Origin of the sequence: Streptomyces sp. GQFP (genome assembly GCF_021545335.1) — a bacterium.
In the GTDB taxonomy this organism is placed as follows: domain Bacteria; phylum Actinomycetota; class Actinomycetes; order Streptomycetales; family Streptomycetaceae; genus Streptomyces.
Genome location: NZ_CP089312.1, coordinates 5,409,520 through 5,431,841 on the forward strand (window position 1 = coordinate 5,409,520; position 22,322 = coordinate 5,431,841).

At 67.9% G+C, this 22,322-nt stretch carries 27 protein-coding genes and 1 tRNA gene; 16 read left to right on the forward strand and 12 right to left on the reverse strand.

Features of this window, described 5'->3' with window-relative positions; translation table 11 throughout:
• Positions 1 to 6: 6 nt before the first annotated feature.
• The 4 genes from LUX31_RS24015 (at position 7) to LUX31_RS24030 (ending at position 2,400) form a co-directional block, all read left to right on the forward strand.
• Positions 7 to 150 (forward strand): hypothetical protein, encoded by a 144-nt coding sequence (locus tag LUX31_RS24015; RefSeq protein WP_235477021.1) that lies wholly within the window; start codon positions 7 to 9, stop codon positions 148 to 150.
• 38 nt (positions 151 to 188) lie between these two features.
• A complete protein-coding gene (locus tag LUX31_RS24020) occupies positions 189 to 497 on the forward strand; it encodes a transposase (protein ID WP_235475766.1) in 309 nt (102 codons plus the stop codon).
• Positions 494 to 1,414: an IS3 family transposase gene (locus tag LUX31_RS24025; protein WP_235475767.1), complete on the forward strand. Its 921-nt coding sequence runs from the start codon at positions 494 to 496 to the stop codon at positions 1,412 to 1,414. The genes LUX31_RS24020 and LUX31_RS24025 overlap by 4 nt, the downstream gene beginning before the upstream one ends.
• A 164-nt stretch (positions 1,415 to 1,578) precedes the next feature.
• On the forward strand, positions 1,579 to 2,400 hold the full coding sequence (locus LUX31_RS24030; RefSeq protein ID WP_235477022.1) for a glycosyltransferase family 4 protein: 822 nt from the start codon (positions 1,579 to 1,581) through the stop codon (positions 2,398 to 2,400).
• Here LUX31_RS24030 and LUX31_RS24035 read toward each other — a convergent pair.
• Positions 2,387 to 3,430 (reverse strand): phosphotransferase, encoded by a 1,044-nt coding sequence (locus tag LUX31_RS24035; RefSeq protein ID WP_235477023.1) that lies wholly within the window; start codon positions 3,428 to 3,430, stop codon positions 2,387 to 2,389. The genes LUX31_RS24030 and LUX31_RS24035 overlap by 14 nt on opposite strands.
• 467 nt (positions 3,431 to 3,897) lie before the next feature.
• On the opposite strand from LUX31_RS24035, the gene LUX31_RS24040 reads away from it, so the two are divergent.
• A complete protein-coding gene (locus LUX31_RS24040) occupies positions 3,898 to 4,755 on the forward strand; it encodes a hypothetical protein (protein ID WP_235477024.1) in 858 nt (285 codons plus the stop codon).
• Between the two features lie 389 nt (positions 4,756 to 5,144).
• Here LUX31_RS24040 and LUX31_RS24045 read toward each other — a convergent pair whose 3' ends face one another.
• Positions 5,145 to 5,843 carry a hypothetical protein gene (locus LUX31_RS24045; RefSeq protein WP_235477025.1) on the reverse strand — a complete coding sequence of 233 codons (699 nt, stop codon included), beginning with the start codon at positions 5,841 to 5,843 and terminating at the stop codon, positions 5,145 to 5,147.
• The gene (locus LUX31_RS24050) at positions 5,840 to 9,904 is read right to left on the reverse strand and encodes a CHAT domain-containing protein (RefSeq protein WP_235477026.1); all 4,065 of its coding nucleotides are present in this window, start codon (positions 9,902 to 9,904) and stop codon (positions 5,840 to 5,842) included. Before LUX31_RS24050 ends, LUX31_RS24045 begins: the two co-directional genes overlap by 4 nt.
• 208 nt (positions 9,905 to 10,112) lie before the next feature.
• Between LUX31_RS24050 and LUX31_RS24055 the strand changes: the two genes are divergently transcribed.
• Positions 10,113 to 10,259 carry a hypothetical protein gene (locus LUX31_RS24055; protein ID WP_443045992.1) on the forward strand — a complete coding sequence of 49 codons (147 nt, stop codon included), beginning with the start codon at positions 10,113 to 10,115 and terminating at the stop codon, positions 10,257 to 10,259.
• A gap of 343 nt (positions 10,260 to 10,602) precedes the next feature.
• On the opposite strand, the gene LUX31_RS24060 is transcribed toward LUX31_RS24055, so the two are convergent.
• The 3 genes from LUX31_RS24060 to LUX31_RS24070 are packed head-to-tail and all read right to left on the reverse strand — an operon-like array spanning position 10,603 to position 11,377.
• Entirely contained in the window at positions 10,603 to 10,917 is a 315-nt protein-coding gene (locus tag LUX31_RS24060) for a hypothetical protein (RefSeq protein ID WP_235477027.1), read from the reverse strand.
• Positions 10,918 to 10,919: 2 nt separating this feature from the next.
• Positions 10,920 to 11,132, reverse strand: a complete 213-nt coding sequence (locus LUX31_RS24065; protein ID WP_235477028.1) for a hypothetical protein — start codon at positions 11,130 to 11,132, stop codon at positions 10,920 to 10,922.
• A complete protein-coding gene (locus LUX31_RS24070; protein WP_235477029.1) occupies positions 11,129 to 11,377 on the reverse strand; it encodes a hypothetical protein in 249 nt (82 codons plus the stop codon). Before LUX31_RS24070 ends, LUX31_RS24065 begins: the two co-directional genes overlap by 4 nt.
• Positions 11,378 to 11,486: 109 nt before the next feature.
• Here LUX31_RS24070 and LUX31_RS24075 point away from each other — a divergent pair, with 109 nt between their 5' ends.
• Together LUX31_RS24075 and LUX31_RS24080 are read left to right on the forward strand one after the other, a co-directional pair.
• A complete protein-coding gene (locus LUX31_RS24075; RefSeq protein WP_235477030.1) occupies positions 11,487 to 12,251 on the forward strand; it encodes a GntR family transcriptional regulator in 765 nt (254 codons plus the stop codon).
• Positions 12,252 to 12,378: 127 nt separating this feature from the next.
• Entirely contained in the window at positions 12,379 to 12,696 is a 318-nt protein-coding gene (locus LUX31_RS24080) for a hypothetical protein (protein WP_235477031.1), read from the forward strand.
• 60 nt (positions 12,697 to 12,756) lie between these two features.
• On the opposite strand, the gene LUX31_RS24085 is transcribed toward LUX31_RS24080, so the two are convergent.
• The gene (locus tag LUX31_RS24085; RefSeq protein ID WP_235477032.1) at positions 12,757 to 13,512 is read right to left on the reverse strand and encodes a hypothetical protein; all 756 of its coding nucleotides are present in this window, start codon (positions 13,510 to 13,512) and stop codon (positions 12,757 to 12,759) included.
• A 3-nt stretch (positions 13,513 to 13,515) separates the two neighbouring features.
• Positions 13,516 to 13,761, reverse strand: a complete 246-nt coding sequence (locus LUX31_RS24090) for a hypothetical protein (protein ID WP_235477033.1) — start codon at positions 13,759 to 13,761, stop codon at positions 13,516 to 13,518.
• Between the two features lie 247 nt (positions 13,762 to 14,008).
• On the opposite strand from LUX31_RS24090, the gene LUX31_RS24095 reads away from it, so the two are divergent.
• From LUX31_RS24095 to LUX31_RS24115, 5 genes are all read left to right on the forward strand, one after another.
• Positions 14,009 to 14,146 carry a hypothetical protein gene (locus LUX31_RS24095; RefSeq protein WP_235477034.1) on the forward strand — a complete coding sequence of 46 codons (138 nt, stop codon included), beginning with the start codon at positions 14,009 to 14,011 and terminating at the stop codon, positions 14,144 to 14,146.
• A gap of 607 nt (positions 14,147 to 14,753) precedes the next feature.
• Entirely contained in the window at positions 14,754 to 15,308 is a 555-nt protein-coding gene (locus LUX31_RS24100) for a hypothetical protein (RefSeq protein ID WP_235477035.1), read from the forward strand.
• 46 nt (positions 15,309 to 15,354) lie between these two features.
• On the forward strand, positions 15,355 to 15,501 hold the full coding sequence (locus LUX31_RS24105) for a hypothetical protein (RefSeq protein WP_328285688.1): 147 nt from the start codon (positions 15,355 to 15,357) through the stop codon (positions 15,499 to 15,501).
• Positions 15,502 to 15,793: 292 nt separating this feature from the next.
• Positions 15,794 to 16,060 carry a type II toxin-antitoxin system Phd/YefM family antitoxin gene (locus tag LUX31_RS24110; protein WP_235477036.1) on the forward strand — a complete coding sequence of 89 codons (267 nt, stop codon included), beginning with the start codon at positions 15,794 to 15,796 and terminating at the stop codon, positions 16,058 to 16,060.
• A gap of 31 nt (positions 16,061 to 16,091) precedes the next feature.
• Positions 16,092 to 16,355, forward strand: a complete 264-nt coding sequence (locus tag LUX31_RS24115; RefSeq protein ID WP_235477037.1) for a type II toxin-antitoxin system RelE family toxin — start codon at positions 16,092 to 16,094, stop codon at positions 16,353 to 16,355.
• A 47-nt stretch (positions 16,356 to 16,402) separates the two neighbouring features.
• Here the strand turns inward: LUX31_RS24115 and LUX31_RS24120 are convergent, their stop codons facing one another.
• The 4 genes from LUX31_RS24120 to LUX31_RS24135 all read right to left on the reverse strand — a co-directional run bounded on the left by LUX31_RS24120 (position 16,403) and on the right by LUX31_RS24135 (position 19,385).
• Positions 16,403 to 16,897 carry a hypothetical protein gene (locus LUX31_RS24120; protein ID WP_235477038.1) on the reverse strand — a complete coding sequence of 165 codons (495 nt, stop codon included), beginning with the start codon at positions 16,895 to 16,897 and terminating at the stop codon, positions 16,403 to 16,405.
• 154 nt (positions 16,898 to 17,051) lie between these two features.
• Positions 17,052 to 18,035, reverse strand: a complete 984-nt coding sequence (locus tag LUX31_RS24125; protein ID WP_235477039.1) for a YihY/virulence factor BrkB family protein — start codon at positions 18,033 to 18,035, stop codon at positions 17,052 to 17,054.
• Positions 18,036 to 18,102: 67 nt separating this feature from the next.
• Positions 18,103 to 18,753, reverse strand: coding sequence for a GTP cyclohydrolase II (locus LUX31_RS24130; RefSeq protein WP_235477040.1), 651 nt, complete (start codon positions 18,751 to 18,753; stop codon positions 18,103 to 18,105).
• 119 nt (positions 18,754 to 18,872) lie between these two features.
• Complete coding sequence (locus tag LUX31_RS24135) at positions 18,873 to 19,385, reverse strand: MarR family winged helix-turn-helix transcriptional regulator (RefSeq protein WP_235477041.1); 513 nt, start codon at positions 19,383 to 19,385, stop codon at positions 18,873 to 18,875.
• Positions 19,386 to 19,529: 144 nt separating this feature from the next.
• Between LUX31_RS24135 and LUX31_RS24140 the strand changes: the two genes are divergently transcribed.
• The 3 genes from LUX31_RS24140 to LUX31_RS24150 all read left to right on the forward strand — a co-directional run bounded on the left by LUX31_RS24140 (position 19,530) and on the right by LUX31_RS24150 (position 22,149).
• A complete protein-coding gene (locus tag LUX31_RS24140; RefSeq protein WP_235477042.1) occupies positions 19,530 to 20,669 on the forward strand; it encodes a dihydrofolate reductase family protein in 1,140 nt (379 codons plus the stop codon).
• 92 nt (positions 20,670 to 20,761) lie between these two features.
• Positions 20,762 to 20,835: transfer RNA gene (locus LUX31_RS24145), tRNA-Met, on the forward strand.
• 195 nt (positions 20,836 to 21,030) lie between these two features.
• Positions 21,031 to 22,149 (forward strand): PP2C family protein-serine/threonine phosphatase, encoded by a 1,119-nt coding sequence (locus LUX31_RS24150; RefSeq protein ID WP_235477043.1) that lies wholly within the window; start codon positions 21,031 to 21,033, stop codon positions 22,147 to 22,149.
• The last annotated feature ends 173 nt before the right edge of the window (positions 22,150 to 22,322 follow it).

Sequence of the window (22,322 nt, forward strand, 5' to 3'; positions counted from 1 at the left end):
TGACGGATGCCCACCGTCCTCTTCGCCTGGCGGCGCACACCGCCCCCGCTCCTCATCGGCGGGGCAGAGGTCACCCAGCAGCTCCTCGCCGAGGAGCTGGCCAGATCCGGCTGGCGGACTGAGGTTCCCCCGAGATGCGAGGAAAGGTGACAGCAGGTCAGATGGGTCTCATGAGAGGAGCCCAGACGATGCCTGCCCCGAGGAAGTACCCCCTGGAGTTGCGTGAGCGTGCGGTGCGGATGTACCGGACTGCCGAGCCGAAGCCCGTGATCCGCCGCATGGCCGAGGAACTCGGCGTGCATCACGAAGCCCTGCGGAACTGGATCCGGCAGGCCGAGGCCGATACCGGCGAGCGGGATGACCTGCTCACCACCGAAGAGAAGAACGAGCTCGCCCAGCTGCGGCGCGAGGTGCGGGACCTGCGCCGTGCCAATGAGGTCCTGCGGACGGCCTCGGCTTTTTTCGCCGCGCAGCTCGACCCGACCCGGCCCAGGTGAGAGCGCTCCTCGACGAGCACCCGCACCTGGGGGTCGAGCCCGTACTGCGGGAACTGCACATCCCCTCCTCCACCTACTACCGCTGGCGCCAGGCCGAGAAGGACCCCTGCGAGCGAATCCGCCAGGACACCGAGCTGACCGGGCAGATCCGGCAGATCCACCAGGATTCCGGCGGGATCTACGGATCGCCCAGGATCCATGCCGTCCTGAAGCGCGAGGGCGTCCACGTCGGCCGCAAGCGGGTCGAGCGGCTCATGCGCCAGGCCGGCCTGGCCGGGATCAGCCCCCGCAGGAGCAAGGGCTTCACCCGCCGCGACCCGGACGCCGATCTCGCCCCTGACCTGGTGCAACGCGACTTCACGGCACCCGCACCGAACCGGCTGTGGGTCACCGACCTGACCATGATCCCCACCCTGGAGGGGCCACTGTGGCTGTCGGCGATCCGCGATGCCTTCTCCCGCAGAGTCGTGGCCTGGGAGACCTCCGCCCACGCGGACGCCGACCTGGTCCTCACCTCGCTCGAGTACGCGCTGGCCAGCCGAGAGGTCGCCCCCGGCAAACTCGTCCACCATGCCGACCACGGCACGCAATACACATCCATCAAGCTCACAACACGCCTGGTCAGAGCAGGGATCCAGGCGTCCATGGGCTCGGTCGGCGACTCCTTCGACAATGCCCTGGCCGAGAACCTGTGGATGCTGGTCAAGACCGAGTGCATCCGCGGCCGCGTCTTCGCGACCAGGGCCGAGGCGAACCTCGCGCTCTTCGAGTACATCGACGGCTTCTACAACCCCCGCCGCATCCAGAAGCGTCTCGGCTACCTCAGCCCCGTCGAGTTCGAGGAGAAGCACTACGCCGACCAGGCAACGGCCGAACCAGTGAACCTGAAACCACGTCAACCCGCCCTGACCTGCTAGTCAGCCACTCCCGCACAGCGGGGGAACCTCAGACCATCTACCTCGGCTCCCACCAGGCACCCTGGGACCAGACCACACAGCTGCCCCAGATCCGCGCCTTCCTCGACTCCCACGGCTCCCTGTACGAGGAGACACGGAGCGTCCTGCGCTACCAGTGGAACGGTGTGGACTGCATCGCCGCACCGCAGGACCGGATCGCGTCCACCCTGCACAACCTGCTCGCTCAGGCCCGGCCCGACATCGTGATCACCTCGCAGGAGGGCGCCGACGGCATCGCCGAACTGGCCAGGCCGACTACGCTCGTCGCCGGCATCCTGCACTCGGTATCGAAGACGGGCCTCGGAGTCCTGGCCGGCCGCCCACAGTACGGACTGGCCGTCTCGGAGTTCGTCCGTCGGCGAGCCCTGGAGCTCGGCGGCACCCGCCTCAGCGTTGTCTACCCGCCCTTCACACCCCTCCGGCACGCCCCACCGGCCCCACGAAGCACGTCCGTACTGATGGTCAACCCGATTCCCGCGAAGGGCTCCGGCCTGCTCCACCAGCTCATCCGCGACATGCCCGAGCAACACTTCACCCTGATCGAAGGGTGGTGGAACACCGCCGACCACTTCGTTGAGTACCCCAACGTCACCTACGTCCCACGGGTCTACGACATGGACCCGCTCTACCGCACACACCGCCTTCTGCTGGTGCCGTCCACGGCGGAGGACGCGTTCCCACGCGTGATCGTCGAGGCCGCCCTGCACGGGACACCGACCATCGGTTCCGACCGGGGCGGCATTCCGGAGGCTGTCGGAGCCGGCGGGATCGTCATGCCGCGCAGTGCCGGAACGCATGACTGGGTGAGTGCCATCCGCACCGCCCGCCACGAGGTTCTCGGAGAGGCGGCTCGGCAGCACGCGGCCCAGTTCGTGCAGCCACGCCTGCCCGACCTCGAAGCCCTGGGAATCTGCCCCTCGGGACCTTGGGGATCTACCCCTCGGTGAAGGCGTCCTCGACCTGACCGAGCCGGTCGGTCCACCAGTGCAGCAGCGCCTCGTCCGCGATGAACAGCTCCTCGAAGGAGTGATCACCGCGATCGTAGCGAAACTCCAACTGCCAGTAGTCCGTCATCCGCTTCCACCACAGCCGACGTACACCGTCCGCCAGGGCCTCCGCCTCCAGAGGCACCACGGACCGGTAACCACGGACGAACATCGACACCCGTTCGAGGTCGAACACCCCACCCACCCCGAACTGCACCTGGGCCGTCCGCACGACCTCCTCCGCGTAAGGACGGACACCGACCCGATCCCAGTCGAGAACAGCGACCAACTCCCTGCCCTCCCACAGCAGATTCCGGTACTGGACATCGCCGTGCGTCCACCCGTGCCTGCCGGCAGGGACCGTGCCCTTCGGCCGGCGGTCTGCATGCTTACCGATCAGCTCACGCCGCTGTTCCAGGGCAGCCGTGACCGCGACATCGAAGGCACTACTGGTGCCTTTCTCCCGCACCGCTCCGGACAGCCGCTCCGACTTCTCAACCGCCCGTTCCGGACTCGAAACGTCGGCGGTCACCTCCTCGGGCACCACGGGCAGCAGCCCCTGCGCGCAGGCTCGGCCGAGCCCTTCGTGCAGGCGGCCCAGGTGAACACCCAGATCGGCAGCCTGGCCCAGCGTGAGGTCAACACCGCGGACGTGGGCGCCGACCACCCACGGAAACAGGCACCAGGCCCCGCCACCGACCTCGGCCACCAGAGAACCGGGAGCAGTAGCCACGGGGGGAGTGACGGGCAGCCCGTCAGCAGCCAGCGAAGCGAGCACTCCGAGGTTGCGCCCCAACCGATCGAGCGACGCATCGGTCACCCGCTTCAGTGCGAACGCCCCGGCCGGAGTGTCCACCTTCCAGTTCGCGTTCATCAGCCCGTCGGCAAGGTACCGGCGCTCTCGGATCTCACCGACCTCAAAAGCACTGGCCAGTTCTACAAGGACGCTCTCCGGAATATCGGCCTTGCTTGCCGAGGTCGCATCAGTCACATGACGGACGATAGAGGCTGTTCAGGGAGGCTGTGGGCGTATCGCAGACCTGGAAGCTGAACTGATTTAGCGGAGCCGCCAGCTGTGGTCTGGCTCTCGGGCCCAGCGACAGCGCGTTCTCAGCGGTGACGTCGAGGCGCGGTTGGTCCGCTGTGCGGTCGTGGTCAGTTTGCCGCTCCAGGCCGACGGCTTGAGTAGATGCCACGCGAGACGCGTAACTGACCGTCACGGTCGACCTCATCTCGTTGTAACGGAAGGGGAGTTGCACGGGAGGGCTCCGGCTGAGGTAACCTGCCCGCCATCGACCTTGTCGACTGGGCGCAGAGGCTCAGGAGCTCCGGCGTGCGGGCCCGGTACTGCAATCGCCGTCTCACGGGTGTTAGTGCACTCACTCTGTAGAAGCGGTGCAGGAAGCATCTATTTTGGCGTGCGACTCAAACGCTACCGGGGGCGAGTGAGGCTTTTGCATGTCGAATTCAGCGAAAAAGCAGGCCGCGCGCTCCCGCATGAAGTACTCGGGTGAGTTGTATAAAGCGGCGCTTGCGGGAATCCCCAACGATCGTTCGCACGGTTTGGATTCTTTCGCACCACAACAGCGTCAGTTGAATGCAGTACTTGCCCTTGGCCTGTTCAATCGAGGTGACGAGGGTGCGCCTCCGAAGCGATGGATGATCAGCACTCTGACGTGGTACACAATCAAGGTTTCGTCGCGTTGGAACCGTTTGGTGTTTATCGCGAATGCGCCGATGAATGTTGCGAAATATCTTGTCCCGGACAGCGACGCATACCTGCGGGTTCCAGGTATGCGTCTTAGAGGCGGAGTGTTCGGTTGCGGCTATGTTTTGGAGCATGTTCCGACAGGTGGGGAGCTGGTAGTCACTGACGATCCAAACGGTAAAGTGGTTGGACGGTTGGCCGCCACCGATCTTCAAATGCTGTCGCTCGACACCCCATTGCTGCCGGAGGAGAAGCGCCTCTATGAGGCACTTCCCGTCATGGCCGCTGACGCGCAAACCCTGCTGGCGGGCGTTGTCGTGAGGATGTCCATGGCTGACCCAGGCCGGCGCTGGGCCACTGGTAACTGGTACTGGGACCCACTGCAGCGTATGGGCCATACGGAGGTTGAGGGATACGACGACCCCCAGCGGCGACTCTGGGGGGAGGGTGATGATTGGGAGGCGCAATGGACGGGATATCCCTACGCGCAGGACGTTGCGCTTGCACTAACTGACCCTGAGGTCGGGGTGCGCGGTGCGGAGCTCTTTACAGGACGACGCGGATACGAGGTGTCCCTGGGCGGATCAGTACTCAAGATTCGACGTTGATCTAAACCGGGTGACCGAGTCGATCAACCTTCCCGAGTGGAGAGCCGCCGAATCATGATTGAGATCCCTCAAAATATCCCCGGAGGGATGCCCTGGTGGGCATTTCTCTTCTTTCTCCCGCTGGCCTTGGCGCGGCTACTGCTGCCAAAGGAATCCAAATATCGCTACATGTGGTGGGTAGCTTGGTGGGAGCATCGACGGAAGCGCGCAGCTATAAGGAATAGATCGAGAGATCGGAGACGAACGCCCCCGTCTCTATAGGGATGCGATGGGCCTTGACTACTACGTGGGTGTTCTCCCGATCCGGGTGCAGGACGCGCTCCTTCGTGTCGGTGCCCGCTGCCTCATAGTCAGACGCTGCTTTCTTGTACCGACCTCCTCTGCTGCGATCACCCGAAGTCGATGGTTCGCAGACCAGGGGGTAGTACGGCCCGGTATGGGATCAGGCCAAGACGGCGCTGTTTGACGGTCGCAGCCAAGGTGATGTGGGCCCGTGCCGGCACACCGGCGGGGACCCTGATGATGAGGGTGAGTGACTCGTCGCCGACCAGGGGTGTGTTGGCGGTGGCGCTGAACCGCCACTCCGGGTCGCTGTCGCGTTCGCCCATGCCGACGACGAACAACTCCTCACGACTGCCCTGTTCTGGTGTGTACTCCCAACCGGCCTCGACGAGCATGAGCTTGGCGGTCAACTTCAGCTGGGTGGAGGGCGTCACAGGGACGGCTCGCTTCTTCGGCGAGATGGACCATGCGATCGGCTGCCGATCGGTCGGCTCGTCGGGAGCCTCAAGCCGGATACCAATGCCCGCATCCACGAAGGGAGCTCCGTCGGGAGCAGGGCGGAACGAGCAGACCAAGCTGAGGAGAAAGTAGTCGTACTGGCCAGCCTGCGACTCCAGGAAATCCTGCCAGTCCCCGTCGCCCTCGGCGGCCTGCGCGGCGGTGAGGGGACGTACGACCGGGGTGCCCAGCGAGATCCGCCCTCTCAGAGGGGGCTGGGGGGTGGGCGTTCCCAGGAGGAGGGTCGGCACGAGGTCGATGTCGTAGGTCGGGGCTGCCGCTTCAGTCGGCTCGTCGAGAGGGGTCATTCGGTGGCTCCGTGGGAGGGATCGGTGGTGGTGCGCCAGTCGCCGATGAAGGAGAAGGCGCCCCAGTCCCGGTAGGCGGGGTGGCGAGCGCGGGTCGCGGACTGGGCGGTACGGAAGGCGGTGCGCCGGTCCGGATTGGCGGCGAGTTGTTCGTAGAGCGTGCCGAAGAATCTGGTGGCCACGTCGGGGGCGACCGGCCAGAGGCAGCCGACGATGGCGGCGGCACCGGCCGAGAGGAAGGCGGCAGGCAGGCCGTGCAGGTTGTCGTTGATGTCGAAGCGGCCAAGGGCCGACTCGCAGGCGCTCATGGTGACGAGTTCGACGCCGCGCAGGTCGGTTCTGAGGATGTCGTGGGCGAAGACTCGGCCGTCGTCGTCGTTGTCCGGATCCGGTGCCAAATACAGGCACTGGTGCCAGGGTGCCCACTCGTTGTGCGACCCGTGGGCCGCCACGTGGACGTAGCGGGCTCCAGGGAGTGCTTCGAGGAAACGGCGGGGCGTGGCGGCCGTCCCTAGAACCGGATCGGCCTCGCCCATCGAGGCGGCGATCCGTGCAGTGTGGGCTTCCAAGGAGTCCGTGCCGCCGCTGTCGAACGCGAAGGCGGCCAATTCCTGACGTAGTGAGGGCGGGGTGGGTCGGGCCGGGCGGCTGAGGAAGGACAGGCTGGCCACCTGCGTGACAGTCCAGTCGTCGGCCACCGGGCGGCCGTCGGTAGAGAGCAAGTGGAAGGGGAGGTAGTGGAGCGGGCCGTTCGGCCAAATGCACAGATGGGTCTTGCCCTCGGTGAGCCAGGAGGGCAGGGCATCGGTGAACCCGGCCAGGTAGGTGCGGGAGTCGTGGGCGAGGACCCGCTGGGCGGTGCGGGTCACTTGGCGGTGCAGTGGGTCGGCGGTGATCTCACGGCGCAGTTCCGCGATCTGTGGGGCTGCGTGCGACACGTTGAGGGTGTGGCCGGCCTTGAACACCCGGTACAGCCCGCCCTCGATGTCCGGGAACACCGTCGTGCGGCAGGAGAGTCCCTCGCGGGTCACCGCCAGCCCTTGCAGGGCCATGACGGGGTTGGCCGAGCCCTGGTGGTGCACCTGGCTGAGGAAGAGCGAGAGCAGCACCGTCTCATCGGGCAGCAGGGCTTGGATTTCGTCGACGTTCAGTAGTGGGAGGTGTGCGGGCTGCCGGGACGTACGCAGTTCCCGACTGATTCTGCGATCGGCAGCACGCTGTAGGTTGCGCACTTCAGCCTCGGCATCGCTGTCCGGTTCAGCCTCTCCGGAACCCAGGTAGAACAGCATGGCTGTCTCGGTCCCGCCGGGCAGTTCGAAGTCGGGGAGCGGGCCGGGCAGCGCCGCCTCGCTGAGTTGTGCGCGGTCGAGGATCCGCTCCAGAGCGGTCGTGAACTCCAGCGGGCCCGGGTGCCCTGCGGTGATGGTGAAGTCCATGCCTTTCGCGGCTTGGTGCACTGCGGACATCACGGAGAAGTTGACCGTGGTGCCGGTCAGTTTGAAGGTCAGCGATTGGTAGAGGTCCCGCAGTTTCCAGTCCACCGTCTCGTCCGTCCCGTGACGTAGGAACACGGACGCCGGGATCAGCGCGTGGGCAGCTCGGTCAGCTGACCTTCCGTCGCAGGCGTGGGCACACTCCAGCCCGGCATCGAGGGAGGCGAGGGCGAGATCGATCTGACCGCACAGGCCGAAGTGGAAGGCGGCGGATGCGAAATCACGGGCGGCGGCTTCCGGTTGCTGTTCCCTCTCGGCACGCACGCCCAGGTCGTGAGCGAGTACGGCGTCGAGGTAGTGCAGCGCGTCGGCGTGCCGCAGGAAGAGTTCCGGCTCCAACCGTCGTGCTTCTTCAATGAGATCGCGGGCGGCGTCACCTGTCTCAGCCGGATCGGCATGGGCCGCGAGATGAATGAATGTCGCAGCAAGTTCGGCGGCGGACCATCCCTCGGCTACTGCGCGGGACCGTACCTCGGCGGCGACCGCGTCCACCGGCGCCGACTCCGGGAAACAAGCCAGCCGGTCGTCGGCGAGGCAGTGCACCTCGCGCGCCCAACGCAGTCGGCGGTGGGAGTCCAGCGAGAGATCCGGCAGTTCGCGGTCGGCCGCGTCGAGCAGTTGGGCCTGCAGGTCGAGCCGGTGGGCCTCGTCGGCGAGGGTGAGTGCCTCGGCGAAGACACATGAGGCTTCGTGCTCTCCCTGTCGCGCTCGGACGACCGAGAGGGGGACGGGGAGTAGGCCGGGCAGTGCGTCCGGGAGGGCCACTTCGCCGAACAGGTGCAGGATGCGGAGTGTGTACAGACGGCCCAGTGGATCGCGCCGTGGGTCCAGGACGTCGAACGCCTTCCGGACGGTTAGCAGGATCTCCCGGTCGTACGACTCCTCCCGTATCCCGGCGAGGAAGGACAATGCCTCGGCCAGGGACTTGAGGACTCGCCCGAGCGCATGCCCCGACGACAGATCCGCGGCATCTCGGAGGTACTTGACTGCGGCCGCAGCCGCTTCCGCGGGGGACGGCATGTCCGGTCCCGCGGCGTGGGCGGGGTCGTCCGGGTAGAGGGACCGATAACGGTCCTGACGGTCCCGCCAGACGTTGAGCGCGCTGTCGAAGGCCATCCCCGGCATTTCTCCGGAATACGGGCTGAGGTGCAGCAGTCCGGCGGCGAAGAGGGTCTCGGCGAGCTCGTCGGTCTCGTCGCGTTCGTGCAGTACTGCGATCTGGGCCCGCACGGCGTCGTGGGCGCGGCGGAACAGCATCCCGTCGGGACGTCCGACCAGGCTCAGACGCGCGGCCTCGACATAGGCGTCGGCAGCCCTCCACCAAGGGCTCTCGGGCACCGTTCCCCACCGCGCGGAGGCGGCCTCCAGAGCGAGGGTGAGCGCGGGCACCGCGTCCTGAGGCGCACCGGAGCCGACGAGGCCCATGGCACCGGCCACCACCGCGTCGACGGCCTCCCGCGAGATCGCGAAGGCGGGGTCCACGGCACGGTGGACCGCTTCGGCCTCCGGAATGATCCGCGCGACGATCTTCGAGCCCAGCTCGGCGAGGGCCCGGGCTTGGCGCGCGCTGTCTGACGCGAGCGGCGGGGCGGCTCTTGCCACCTCACCTTCCCGCTCCTCCTCAGGGCCCACAATCGTACGGTCGAGGAGAAGCCGCATTGCCTTGCGGAGGTTCGTGCGGTGGTCCGACTCCCGTCCCGGGGCCGTCTCGAGATCGACCGCCAGGCGCAGCCAGGAGACGGCTTCCCGCAGCAGGGCGACGGCTTCCGGAAGGGGCTTCTCCTCGGCACGACGGCCGAGGGACACGCCGATGCTTGCCGCCGCGTCCGCTTGCCCGGCGGAGTCTTCCGCGGCCTCGGTGAACGCCGTACGCGCGGCGGACTCCGCCGCAGTGAGGTCGGCATGGGCGGCGGAGAGCCCGAATCTCTGGATGTGCGCGCCCGCGAGGGTCACCCGGCGTCGGGCCCGCCGGGCGGGCGACTCTTCGGGGAGCGCGGCCACGCTGGCGAGCAGTTCGACGGCGGAGTCGGCGTCGGCCAGCCGGTCGGCGAGCGGACGATCGGCGACCGCCGCCCGGTGGCGGAAGGCGAGGCCCAAGGTGGTGTCGCGGTAGGGACCAGCAGGGGAGCCGTGGAGCAGGGCCATCGCCTCGTCGAGTGCGGACGGATCGCCGCCTTCCTCGGCATCCAATACGAGGTCACTTGCGTGGTCCACAGGGTCCTGCCACGGGTCGTGGCCGGTCTCCTCGGTGAGTTCGGACCACAACTCGCGGGGCACGCGCCGGTGATCGACCAGATACAGCAGGCCGAAGACATGCATCGCCGTCTTGTGGTCGGCGGTCGACAGCGCAACGTCATCGTGGGCGAGAGACCGTGCCCAGTGGTACGCGGCGACCGTGTGCAGGATGTCGGTGTCCACCGCCCCCCGCTCGTCCAGGGCTTCGCCCGCGACCGCCATCAGTTCTGCGGCGGCCTTGACCCCCGCTCCGTCGAGTACGACATCCGGCGCCCCGCCATTACCGAAGTCCCTGACTCTGTCGGCCAGTTCCCTGAGCAGCGCATCCCTCACCCCCGTAACCTCCTGAGCGCCCAGAGTAGGCCAGCCAGTACCGGTAAAGGGCGACGGTCGGGTCTCTCACCCGTCTCGAAGACCATCAAGGGCAGAGGGCACATCTTCAGCGCTGGCCCACGGGGATACTTCAAGGGGTTCGAATGCACTGGGGACATCGTCATCCCACGAGATCGCTCCGGGCCTGCCCCGACTGCGCCAGCTCGACGTGCGAAGCAACCGCCTCACGCGGCTGCCGGACTGGGTCGTCGAAATGCCCGCGCTGGAGAAGCTGGACCCGCGCTGGAACCCCTGCGAGCCCTCGCCGTCGCTGCTGAACCAGCTGGAGCGGCGAGGCTGTGTCGTTCTCTTGTAGACCGAAAAGCTGCTGCTCAGCGGCCCGCCGTGCGTGAGCGATGCGTGAGCGGATGATGTGGCAGAGACCATCACGGCGTGGACTGAGCGCGGAGCAGCACCTGCCCTGACCTGGTCGTTCCGGACACCGAGTCAGCGTCCGGAACCACCCAGCAAGCTTTGGCCAGGACTTTTAATCCATTGGTTGTGGGTTCGAGTCCCACAGGGTCTACCCAAGAGCCCCCACGTCAGAGGCATTTCGACGTGGGGGCTCGGTCGTTTTTTGGCGCTTGGAGATCATTATCTGGCCCGCTGCTGGCCCGAAATCCTTGCCTGCGGGCGGGGCGGGTGGGAGTCCGGCGGTGCTATCCGCACTCCAGAGCGAGCCCGTGGAGGGCGTGACTGTCGAGGCAGTAGTCGCGGTGGGTGCAGCTCGCGCATGCACGGATGTGTGCCTGGTAGGTGTGAGCCGCCTTGCGGCCGGCGCAGGGGCGGCAGGCGCGCGGCCACCAGCGCTCCAGCTGCCCGGCGACGACGCTCAGTCGCGGCTCGAGGTCGATGTGGTCGTCGAGGGTCTGGCGGCACCACACGCACACCTTGCCCTCGACCCTCTTGCGGGACAGGCAGCCCGCGTGGGGTACGGGCAGCATCTGGGTGGCGTCGGCGAAGTCGGGATGCACGGTCAGCTCGCGTCGGTCACCGGCCGGTCGGCGAACGGGACCAGGTCGTAGGCGACGCGGCAGGAGTGGCAGGCGAACGCGCCGACGCCGGGACCGGAGCCCTGCTCGTGCACCTGGATCAGTCGGACGCCCCGTGCGTGCCCGTCGTGCCACGCGCACCAGCCGTAGGCGGTGGGCTGCGCGGGGGTGTCGGTGGTCTGTGGGTTCTGGCTCACTGTCGTGCCTCTCCGTCAAGCTCGGCCCAGATGGTGTCGGTCGTGTCCGTGCGGGCGTGTCCGTACCGGTCGGCTATCGCGAGGGCGGTGAGGATCGCCGTGCGTGTGGTGGGGGTGAGTTCGTCGGGGAGGTCCGCTTCGATGCGCAGTGCGCCGGTGTCGGTGTACTCGGTCCGCGGCTCGTTGCCGGTGGCCGCGGTGAGCATGCCGGCGAGTGCGGCAGCCTGCGCTTTCGAAGTGCGCACAGCTCTCCCCTGGTAAGCGTTTGATCACGCCTCGTGATGCTGAGTATTCAGCTTCGACCTGATGGGTTAGCTTTGTCAATGTCGAAGCTCGACCCCCGGAGCGGCCCAAATGCCACGAGACACTCCCTACTTGCAGGTCGCCGACGCCCTGCGCGCCCGCATCCAAGCGGGCGAATGGGCAGTGGGTGACAAGCTGCCGTCCCGGGCCCGGTTCGCCGAGGAGTACGGCGTCGGGCAGAGCGTCGCCCAGCGCGCCATGGAACGCCTCATCATCGAAGGCCTCCTCGAAGGCCGCGCCGGATCAGGCACCTACGTGCGCCGACCGCGCGAACGCCTGCGCATGGTCCGCTCCCGCCATCGCGAACGCCGCGGCGGATCTCCGTTCCGTGCGGACATGAAGGAGCAGGGCCGCGCCGGCACCTGGGAGTCCCGAACCACCGCCCGCACCCCGGCGCCCGAACACATCGCGGAACGCCTGGCGATCCAGCCCGGCGACCTGTGCGTGGTGACGCACTACGAGTTCCTCGCGGACGGCCTGCCCGTACAACTCTCCGAATCCTGGGAGCCGATGGCCGTCACGGACGGCACGCCGATCGTGCTGCCGGAGATGGGGCCGCACGCGGGCGCCGGTGTCGTCGAGCGGATGCGGTCCATCGGTGTCGTCATCGAGACGTCCGTGGAGGTGCCGCGCCCCGCGAGGGCGAGCCAGGAGCAGGCCAACCTGTTGGGCATTAGCGTCGGCGACCTGGTCACGGAGATCGAGCGCACCTACTACGACGTCGACGGCAGGCCGGTCGAGACCGCGGACATCGTCGTCGCCGACGTGCGCTGGGAGATCGCCTACGAGATCGGCATCGAGCAGCCCGACGACTGAGGGTACTCATCTCGCGAGTACCTCTGGATGCCCGAAAGCGGTCCCCCTGTGCAACCCCGCGGACTTCACAGGCATCTCACATCTACCACGCTGTAGGCATGAGCCTGCCCCGCCTGGAGGACCGCCCGTGCGCCTCGCCTCCCCATCGCTGATCGCCGTTTCCTTCATCGCCGCCCTATCGGGGTGCTTGCTGGAGGATGAGCCGGCATATCCCGGTCCCATCTCGTCGGAAGCCGGGCACACATATTCCGCCGAGCAGAGTGCCTACCTGGCGGCGGTACGTGACCTTGACTGGCCAGCTGGCATGACGGAGAAGGACGCGCTCTTCGCGGCCCTAGCCGTCTGTGCGAAGGAAAAGGAGGGAGTCACCGATGCCCCTCTGCTCGCTCACGAAGTCTCCGAGAACTTCGGCTTGGAGGGCGCTGACGTGATCCACAGGTATTGACAATTACTCGGGGCGGGGGGCGGGGGGCGGGGGGCGGGGGGCGTGGGGTGGGGGCCCAACTCATTCCTCGTTCAGGAGTTCAGCCGCGGCCTTCGGATCCATGAGGGTCGACCAGGCTTGCTCGGCGGGAAGGAGGGGGCGGCTGGGGAGGGCGTACTCGGGGTACCAGATGGTGGGATCGCAGCCGGGGACATGGCGCAGGATGACAGCGATGAGATCGTCGGGGACGGAGCCGGTGATGCGCACCGCGGCATAGGTCTCATGGCCGTCGTCGGCGCGTACGACGATGCCGAGGCGGAAGGTGGGAAAGTCGGCGGCGTGTTCATGCCCGTCCTGCAGTGATCCACGAGCCAGCTCCCGAACAGCCGCAGCGAGATGGCGGACAAGCCGGGCACCGGCTTCGAGTTGGTAGCGGTCACGGTCGTTCTGGTCAGGGAGGAGATGCCCGACGTACGTTGTGGTGCTCAGGGGCTGGCGGTTATCGGCGTTGTAGCGGGCTCGTGCAGCCCTCGCGGTCGTCTCCATGGCTGAGTAGAAGTCGTCTGGTGACCCGTCCTCGCGTTGCCCGGCAGCGATGAGCCAGGGCAGATCCTCGTCGGTCCAGACCGCTCCGCGCCAGCGTCGGACCTTGACTTTGAAGTGCACCTCATCATCGACCGAGCGGATTCGCTCATGTCCGGCCTCGTCGTCGGCGAAGTGTTCCCTGGCCTTGGCCAGGATCGGATGATCCAGCTCATCCAGCGGTTCCCGGGCTGACGGAAGCGGTAGTTTCAGGTCCTCGCGGAGTGCGCGGAGGGTGGGGCGAGCGGGCTGCACGGATCAGGCGTCCTCGCCTACTCCGCCGAGTTCCTTGATCCGTTCCGGTGAAAGTCCGGTGAGCAGTGAGACGCTCGATTCCACGGATCCGTCAAGCTTGCGCATCTTCTCCAGCATGCTGGCCCGAACCTCCTCACGGCGGATCTCCAAGTAGGTCCGGACGGCCTCCGCGACCAGGTCCTTCTTCGTCATCCCCAGAAAGTGGGCGCCGTCGGCGATCAGCTCGTCTATGGCCGCATCGACTTTCAACGGTGCTGTCGTCCGAGTTGTCCGACTACGGGCTTCCTCTGTGATCCTCATGCTCACACCCTCTCTGGTACCAAAAGATACTCCTATTCTTCTCTGCTCACGAGTAATAGGTGGAAGCGAAGAGCCTGCTCGACCTGCTTGTCGGTCTCGATAGGCACGGAGTTCGTCCCGCCGACGTGCCGGTTCTCGTCGGTGCGGGCCTAGGGTCGATGAACTGGGCGAGGCCGCCCTCGTAGTCGAGCCCGAAGTGCGACTGCGTCAGTGCTCGAAGGCGCGCTTCGACGCCCATGGCGTGGCCAGCGAGGGCACGATGGACTGCGTCGGCCGGATGGCCGCCTGCGCGTCCGACCCCGGCCGCCGTGCCATCCGGGTGGCGCCGGGATAACAGGCCAGTGGCCTCTAGCCATGAGAAAAGCCCCAACCGGGCGGCGCGGGGCGAAGGGGCGGGCAGCAGCTACGCGTTGGGCATGATCCGTTCCACGTAGGAGCAGGTTCGGGTCGCGATGGTCACCTGGAAGTCCGGGGAGACATTGACGACGTCGACGAACTTCGGCCGATGCCGGCCATGTCGTCCGTCCCGGGGTGTCGGTGGACGCCGTCACGTCGAAGGTGACCGTGTCGTCGCCGACAGGGCCGTACTGTTCACGGTGGCCTTCCTGGCTCCGTGCCGGGCCCTGCTGGGTGCCGAGAGGTACGTCGGCACCCCTAGCCTCGATCATTCGCGCGCCCAGCAGGCTCGGTGGCCTTCGTGATGTAGCTGATCTTGAGTCCCGAGCTCGTTGTCGCCTGCCGGTGGTCACACGCTCGCGGGGCGCGCTGAAGATCTTCTGCTCCTGCTGTGGGGCGGATACCGGCCGACGGCGAAGCTTTTGTCCGGGACGGTGACCTGGATGCCGGGCAGTGGATTCCGGAGGGTCCGCAGACGCCGTGACCTGTCGGATTGAGTACGCGTACTCAGCCGCCGCCGTCCGCCTGGATGGCAGAGTTGCTCCATGCCCACTTCAACGTCCGTCCAGCGCACGGTACTTGTCGGTGCGGTCCTCGTTCTGACGCTCGGAGCCTGCGGTCAGCAGAGGGCCTCGGACTCTGCGGCCGGGGCCGGCTCCAGCGCCTCGCCCAGTGCCCCGGGAGCCTCTCCGTACGTGGAGCCGGGGGCCGGTGACGGGGCTCCGCACTACAACGAGAACAACGCCTACCGGCGAACGGGCGAGATGTCCCCCGCCCACGAGCGGGATGCCGAGCGGGATGCTGCCCGTATCGAGCCGGTGCTCAAGCGGCTGTGGGAGCAGGGGAAGTGGGACCCCGCGACCGTGCGCGCGGCGCTGCTCGAGCTCGGGTACGAGGAGGGGGACGACGCGCTGACCGTCCAGGAGATGTTCCGGCGTTTCAAGAACAACGAGTACTACACCCCCGAGGGGGCCATGGTCGGCCTGCGCGTCCACCCCGACGCCTGCGTCACCGCGTTCGTGCAGAAGTCCAACTACGGCGTGCAGACCAACGGCCCGTACCTGGAGACAGGCTGCTTCGAGCCTCCCTACGGGCACTGAGTGGACCGAAGAAGGGATTGGCCTGCCCCGACTGCGCCAGTTCGACGTGCGAAGCAACCGCCTCACGTGGCTGCCGGACTGGGTCGTCGACATGCCCGCGCTGGAGAAGCTGGAAGTGCGCTGGAACGCCTGCGAGCCCTCGCCGTCACTGCTGACCGAACTGGAGCGGCGAGGCTGTGTCGTTCTCGTGTAGACCGAAAAGCTGCTGCTCGGCGGCCCGCCGTGCGTGAGCAATGCGTGAGTGGATGATGTAGCAGGGGTCATCGCGGCGTGGACTGAGTACGGAGTGGAACCCGCCCTGACCAGGTGGTTCCGGACGCCGAAGAACCGTCCGGAACCACCCGGCAAGCTTTGGCCAGGACTTTTGAACCATTGGTTGTGGGGCCGAGGTGCGTTACGGCGGATGAGTGGTCGTTGGCAGGGGCAAAGCAGGCCGCAAGGCAGCGCCATTGTGTACACATGGGACACTTGGTACTCTCGCCTCTATGACGCAGATGCCCATAGAGTCCATCCGCGCTGTCCGTGCTCACCTGGCCGAGGTGGTCGAGCGGGCCGATCGGGACGACATGCCGACGGTCATCACCCGGCGGGGCAAGGAAGTGGCCGCCGTCGTGTCGATCGAGGTTCTGCGCAGGTACCAGGAGTGGGAAGAGCGCGAGATCAACCGGATCATCGACGAGCGCATGGCGAATCGGGTCGCCGGTGTCCCGATCGAGGACGTCATGCGGGAGACGCTGGCGCGCGGTGAATGAGCACAATGAGCACAGGGCGAATGAGCATGGCGTGAGTGAGTACCGCACTGTTTTCCGGCCCGAGGCCCAGGCCGAGCTCCGCAAGATCCCCCGTGACGCGGCGCTCCGCATCCTCGCCAAGCTGACGGAGCTGGAGACAGATCCGCTCGGCTTCAGCACCACGGCGCTCGTCTCCCAGCCGGAGAGACGCCGACTGCGCGTCGGCGACTACCGCGTCATCTACACGATCGACAACGGGGAACTTGTTGTGTGGGTCGTTCACGTCGGGCACCGGTCCACGGTCTACGGCACCTGAACAGCTAGCTACCTGGCTACCTGGCCACCTGGCCACCCGGCCGATCTTCAGCGGTGCTTCCTCAACCGCCGGATGATCAGCAGCGCCACGGCCGCGCCGGCGGCGATCAGCTGGGCGCGGTTTGCGCGGGCCGCCCGCATCCCCTGGTCCGCCTTCTCGCGTACCGGTTCCGGGGCCTTCTCCCGGGCCAGTTCGGCGACGTGCGCGGCCTTGTCGCGGACCTGTTCGGTGGCTGCTGCCGCCTTCTCGCGGACCTGCTCGGTCGCTGTCGCCGCCTTGGCGCGTACCGGCTCGGGGGTCCTGTCCTGCACTGCGTGGGCCGCCTGTGTGGCCTTGTCCCGGAGTTGGGTCGTGACCTGGGTGGTCTTCTCGGCGGCCTGTTGCCTGACGGTCGCCGGCTTCTCCTCCTGGGCCCGGGCCTTCTCCTCGGGTGCCTCGGCGGTGTCGCCGAGGTTCTCGGGGGTCGCCTCCACCCGTATGCGCAGTTCCTCCGGGGAAGGCGTCGCCGTCCCGTCGTCCGGCTGTGACTTGTCCTCGGTCATCGCTGTGCCCTCTCCTTGGTCGCGGTCGCATCCGCCCTGACGCTGTCCATGTCCATGTCCATGGTTCGCTCGGACGCCGTCGGGGGAGTGCCTGGCCGAACCGCTCCTGCCGAGCGCCGAGCGCCGAGCGCCGCCATCGGCGCGGTGACGGCCGTCAGGACACCGGTGCGTTCAGCGGATCGGGTGTGCGAGTACCCCCGTATCCCCGCCTCACCCCGCCGCGTTGGCGGGTCAGTTCCGCGTCGCACTCCAGGCCCAGCAGGATCGCCAGATTGGTGATCCAGAGCCAGATCAGGAAGATGATCACGCCGGCGAAGGTGCCGTAAGTCCTGTTGTACGAGGCGAAGTTCGCCAGGTACACCGCGAAGCCTCCGGAGGCGGCCATCCAGATCGCCAGCGCCAGGAAGCTGCCCGGTGTGATCCAGCGGAAGCCGCGGCCCTTCGGGTGAGGGGCCGCCCAGTACAGGATCGCGATCATGACCGTGACCACCACCGCGAGCCCCGGCCACTTCGCGATCGACCACACCGCGAGCGCCGTGTCGCCGAACCCCAGTGCGGTGCCGACCTGTTGGGCCAGGTCGCCGGTGAACACGACGGTCACCGCGCTGACCACGGCCAGGACCATCAGGGCCAGCGTCACGCCGACGCGGACCGGCAGCACCTTCCACACCGGACGGCCCTTCGGGACGTCGTAGATCGTGTCGGCGCTCCTGATGAACGCGGCGACATAGCCCGAGGCCGACCACACCGCGACGAACAGGCTCAAGGCCGCCATGACCGAGCCGATTCCCGTGGTGCCCTCCATCTGCGACACCGCGTCGTGCAGGACCTCCCTGGCCGAACCCGGGGCCAGGCTCTGGATGTTGTCCAGCACGCGTTGCGACGCCGACCGGCCCATGAGCCCGAGCACGGAGACCAGCAGCATCAGCGCCGGGAACAGGGCCAGGATGCCGTAGTAGGTCAACGCCGCGGCCCGGTCGGCCAGTTCGTCCTTGCCGAACTCCTTCGCGGTGCCCTTCAGTACCGTCCACCAGGAGGGCCTGGGCGGCGGGGCTGCGACTGTGTCCGGCCCGGCCTCGGGTGTCCCGTCGTGCCCGCCGTGTCCGCCGTGTCCGTGCTGCTTCAGCATCCGTGGCATTCCGTACGGATATCCGGCTGAGCGGCAGTCATACCCGAGCGGCAGTCATACCCGTCGCCAGCGGCTGTCAGCCCACGCTCAGCTCGGCGATCCCGCCCAACTCGCCCAGCGGCAGCGTGTGTTGGGTCTGCAGGACCTTCGCGCGGAGGTAGCGGACGTTCGCCGGAGTGGTGAACACGCCTGTGGGGACGCGGTCTTGGACGTCCATGCCCAGGGTGCGGAGCTGGTTCGCCTTGTCCGGGTTGTTGGAGAGGAGGTCCAGCGACGTGATGTCCAGGGCCTGGAGCATCTGGGCCGCCGCCGTGTAGTCGCGGGCGTCCTCGGGGAGGCCCAGCGCGGCGTTCGCTGCGTAGGTGTCGAGGCCCTCGTCCTGGAGGGCGTACGCGTCGAGCTTGTTGTAGAGGCCGATGCCCCGGCCCTCCTGGCGGAGGTAGAGCAGCACGCCGCCGTGCTCGGCTATGCGCTCGACCGCCTCGCGCAGCTGCGGGCCGCAGTCGCAGCGGGCCGAGCCGAAGACGTCGCCCGTGAGGCACTCGGAGTGCAGCCGGACCAGCGGGGTGGTGCCGGGCGCCGGTTCGCCGAGGACCATCGCCACGTGCTCCAGGCCGTCGGCCAGGCCGTGGAAGGTGACCAGTTCGGTGTCGACGCTGTAGCCGTCGTGGAAGCGCAGCGGCACCCGGACGCGGGAGCGCTGGGTGGCGGCGGGGAAGTCGGGCATGCGGGTCTCCGGGGCGGGTGCGGGGTGCTCACATCTGCTTCAGTTTTGAAGCAGATCCTCACTAGAACGGTGACCCTACCTCATGTTTCAAAGTTAAAGCAATGGGTTTCTGGAGCGGCTCACTCGCCCGAGCCGCACGACGGAGACGACCGGCGAAGCCAGGGGGCCGACTCCACCCCGTCCCCCTGCAGCGCCCGCTCCACGCCCGCGCAGATCTCCTCCAGCTGGCCCACCTGCTCGGGGGTCAGATGGTCGAAGAGGGACGCGCGGACCGTGGCGACATGGCCCGGGGCGGTGCGCTCCAGCACCGCCATGCCCTCGTCGGTCAGCGCGGCGACGGTTCCCCGCTTGTCCCACTCGCAGGCCTCACGCCGTACATGGCCGTCCTTCTCCAGCCGTGCCACCGCATACGTCAGCCGGCTGCGCGTGATCTTCAGCTTCTCGGCGAGATCGGTCATCCGCAGCCGTCGCTCGGGCGCCTCGGAGAGGTAGGCCAGGATCGTGTAATAGAGGTGCGGCATCCCGGCGTCCTGCTGGAGCTGCCGGTCGAGCGTGTCCTCCAGGAGCAGGGAGGCCCCGACGTACGCGCGCCACGCGCGCTGCTCCTCGGGGGTGAGCCAGCGGGTCGTCATGTGACCAGTGTAGGTTTGTTTAAAACTTGAACCAACCGGTACTGGAAGAAGTACGGGAAGAAGTACTGGAAGAAGTACTGGAAGAAGTTCCAGAAGAAGTTCCCGAAGAACCGCTCGAAGCACTACTCGAAGAAAGTGCGCCCCATGCCCCTCCCCTACGTCCTGTTGTCCGCCGCCGTCTCCCTCGACGGCCACCTGGACGACACCGGCCCCGATCGGCTGCTGCTCTCCAGCCCCGCCGACTTCGACCGGGTCGACGAGGTACGGGCGTCCAGCGACGCGATCCTCATCGGCGCCGGCACCATCCGCGCCGACAACCCCCGCCTGCTGGTCAACTCGCCCGAGCGGCGGGCCGCGCGGGTGGCGGCCGGGAAGCCGGAGTATCCGCTCAAGGTGACCGTCAGCGGCTCGGGGGAGCTGGACCCGGCCGCCAACTTCTGGCACACGGGCGGCGGGAAGGTCGTCTATACGACGGAGAAGGGTGCCGAGCGGGCCGGGGGAGCGGGCCTCCCCGTCAGTGTGGACGTCGTCTCCCTGGGGCCGGGACCCCTCGACTGGCGGGCCCTGCTCGAACACCTGCACGACGTGCGAGGTGTGCGGCGCCTCATGGTCGAGGGCGGCGGCACCGTCCACACCCAGCTCCTCCAGCAGGGCCTCGCCGACGAACTCCAGCTCGTCCTCGCGCCCCTCTTCGTCGGCGACCCCGACGCCCCCCGCCTCTTCGGCCCCGGCGCCTACCAGGGCGGCCGGCTCCGGCTCATGGGGACGCGGCGGATCGAGGACGTCGTCCTCATGCGGTACGAGCCCACCGCCCCCGGCGCCGGCCCGCTCCCCGTCGCCGCCGACCGGCACTGGCTGGCACTGGCGTGCGAGCTGGCCGAGCTGTGTCCGCCCTCGCGCACGGCGTTCAGCGTCGGCGCGGTGATCGTGGCCGCCGACGGTACGGAGCTGGCGCGCGGGCACTCCCGGGAAGGCGGCGACCCCGTCGTGCACGCCGAGGAGGCCGCCCTCGCCAAGCTCGACCCGGCCGACCCCCGGCTCCCCACGGCCACCGTCTACAGCAGCCTCGAACCCTGCGCCCGCCGCGCCTCCCGCCCCGCCCCCTGTGCCCGGCTGATCCTCGACGCGGGCGTCCGCCGGGTGGTGACCGCCTGGCGCGAGCCGGACACCTTCGTGGTCGCGGCCGACGGAAACGCCCTGCTCGCGGGCGAGGGCGTCGAGGTCGTCGTCCTCCCCGAGTACGAGGAGCGAGCCAAGGCCCCCAACGCCCACCTGCCCGACTGACGAACAAGCGTGGTGATCAAACGTGGGATCAAACGTGGTGATCAAACGTGGTGATGAGGGTCCCGCAGATGGCGTATAGTTGTGTTCAGCGGCGCGGGGTGGAGCAGCTCGGTAGCTCGCTGGGCTCATAACCCAGAGGTCGCAGGTTCAAATCCTGTCCCCGCTACTGAAGGCTCAGGGCCGGAAACCAAGAAATTGGTTTCCGGCCCTGAGTCGTTTCCGGGGCCATCCTCTTTCTTCCTTCGTCCGCCCCCACTCTTCTTCTTAGCCCGGTCGGTCCACCCCACTCGCTCTCCCCGGCCGCTCCCGAAAACCTGGACCGACGGGACGGGCGATCGGCGGGAAGCGGGAGACGAGACGAGTGGCGCGGTCGGGAGAGCCGGGATCGCCGGACGAGGCGGTGGTGGTCTCCCGGGTGCGGACCCTCGTCCGCGTCCTGCCCGCGCTCCTGATCGTCGCCGGGATCGTCTACGACTACGCCACCCCGCGCGCCTTCACCGCGGTCCCCTTCTTCACGGCCGCCCCCCTCATCGCGGCCCCGCTCTCCTCGCTGCGCACCACGACCGTCACCGGCGCCGCCGCGCTCCTCGCCGAGTACCTGGTCCACCTCCGCTTCGGGTTCTCCCTGGACGCCGACACGATCACCGAGACGATCACCGTGGCCACGGTCGCCGTCCTGGCCGTCGTCATCAACCGGGTCGTACGCCGGGGCGACCGCCGCCTTGCCACGGCCCACGAGATCGCCGAGGCCGCGCAACGCGCCGTACTGCCCGAACCGGCCGCGCGCATCGGCGGTTTCGAGATCGCCGCCCGGTACGAGGCCGCCCAGGCGGGTGCCTTCATCGGCGGCGACCTGTATGCCGTGCAGGACACCCCGTACGGCCTGCGGCTCGTCCTCGGGGACGTGCGGGGCAAGGGGATGGGGGCCGTGGCGGCCGTCGCCGTCGTCATCGGGGCGTTCCGGGAGGCCGCCGAGCAGGAGGCGACCCTGGAGGCGGTCGCCCAGCGGCTGGAGCGGGCCCTCGCCCGTGAGGGCGCCCGGCGCGGCGGTCTGGAGGCCAGTGAGGGCTTCGCCACCGCCGTACTCGCCGAACTCCCGCACGGCGACGGGATCGTACGCATCGTCAACCGCGGCCACCCCCCGCCCCTGCTCCTCGACACCGACGGCACCCTGCGCGTCCTCGCCCCGGCCGAACCCGCGCTGCCGCTCGGTATGGGCGACCTCGGCGGCGGGCCCGACCGTGCCGAGACGACGCCCTTTCCGGGCGGCGCGATCCTGCTCCTGCACACCGACGGGCTGTCCGAGGCCCGTGACGGACACGGCGTCTTCTTCGACCCGGCCGACCGGCTCGCGGGCCGGGTCTTCCACGCCCCGGCCGCTCTCCTCGCCGCGCTCGCCGACGAGGTGCGCCGGCACTCGGGCGGCGGCACGACGGACGACATGGCGCTGCTCGCCGTACGCCGTCCCATCAGCTCTTGAGGTGCTCAAGCTTCTCGAGTTCTCATCGGTTGTCACCAAGGGTGAGTGAACGGTCCCGCTCCGCATAACGTCTGACACACAGTCAAAACTCAGCAGTCACTTAGAACACGGCCAACTCGCCCGATTTTCGCCGGTGGTGACCCGGAACGTCCTCGGGAAAAGCGTTAACGATC

Excerpts from the sequence above, each read along its gene's own strand:
- LUX31_RS24015 (WP_235477021.1), top strand. The coding sequence starts at position 7 with ATGCCCACCGTCCTCTTCGCCTGGCGGCGCACACCGCCCCCGCTCCTC.
- LUX31_RS24020 (WP_235475766.1), top strand. The coding sequence starts at position 189 with ATGCCTGCCCCGAGGAAGTACCCCCTGGAGTTGCGTGAGCGTGCGGTG.
- LUX31_RS24040 (WP_235477024.1), top strand. The coding sequence starts at position 3,898 with ATGTCGAATTCAGCGAAAAAGCAGGCCGCGCGCTCCCGCATGAAGTAC.
- LUX31_RS24045 (WP_235477025.1), bottom strand. The coding sequence starts at position 5,843 with ATGACCCCTCTCGACGAGCCGACTGAAGCGGCAGCCCCGACCTACGAC.
- LUX31_RS24075 (WP_235477030.1), top strand. The coding sequence starts at position 11,487 with ATGCCACGAGACACTCCCTACTTGCAGGTCGCCGACGCCCTGCGCGCC.
- LUX31_RS24100 (WP_235477035.1), top strand. The coding sequence starts at position 14,754 with ATGCCCACTTCAACGTCCGTCCAGCGCACGGTACTTGTCGGTGCGGTC.
- LUX31_RS24110 (WP_235477036.1), top strand. The coding sequence starts at position 15,794 with ATGACGCAGATGCCCATAGAGTCCATCCGCGCTGTCCGTGCTCACCTG.
- LUX31_RS24120 (WP_235477038.1), bottom strand. The coding sequence starts at position 16,897 with ATGACCGAGGACAAGTCACAGCCGGACGACGGGACGGCGACGCCTTCC.
- LUX31_RS24125 (WP_235477039.1), bottom strand. The coding sequence starts at position 18,035 with ATGCCACGGATGCTGAAGCAGCACGGACACGGCGGACACGGCGGGCAC.
- LUX31_RS24130 (WP_235477040.1), bottom strand. The coding sequence starts at position 18,753 with ATGCCCGACTTCCCCGCCGCCACCCAGCGCTCCCGCGTCCGGGTGCCG.
- LUX31_RS24135 (WP_235477041.1), bottom strand. The coding sequence starts at position 19,385 with ATGACGACCCGCTGGCTCACCCCCGAGGAGCAGCGCGCGTGGCGCGCG.
- LUX31_RS24140 (WP_235477042.1), top strand. The coding sequence starts at position 19,530 with ATGCCCCTCCCCTACGTCCTGTTGTCCGCCGCCGTCTCCCTCGACGGC.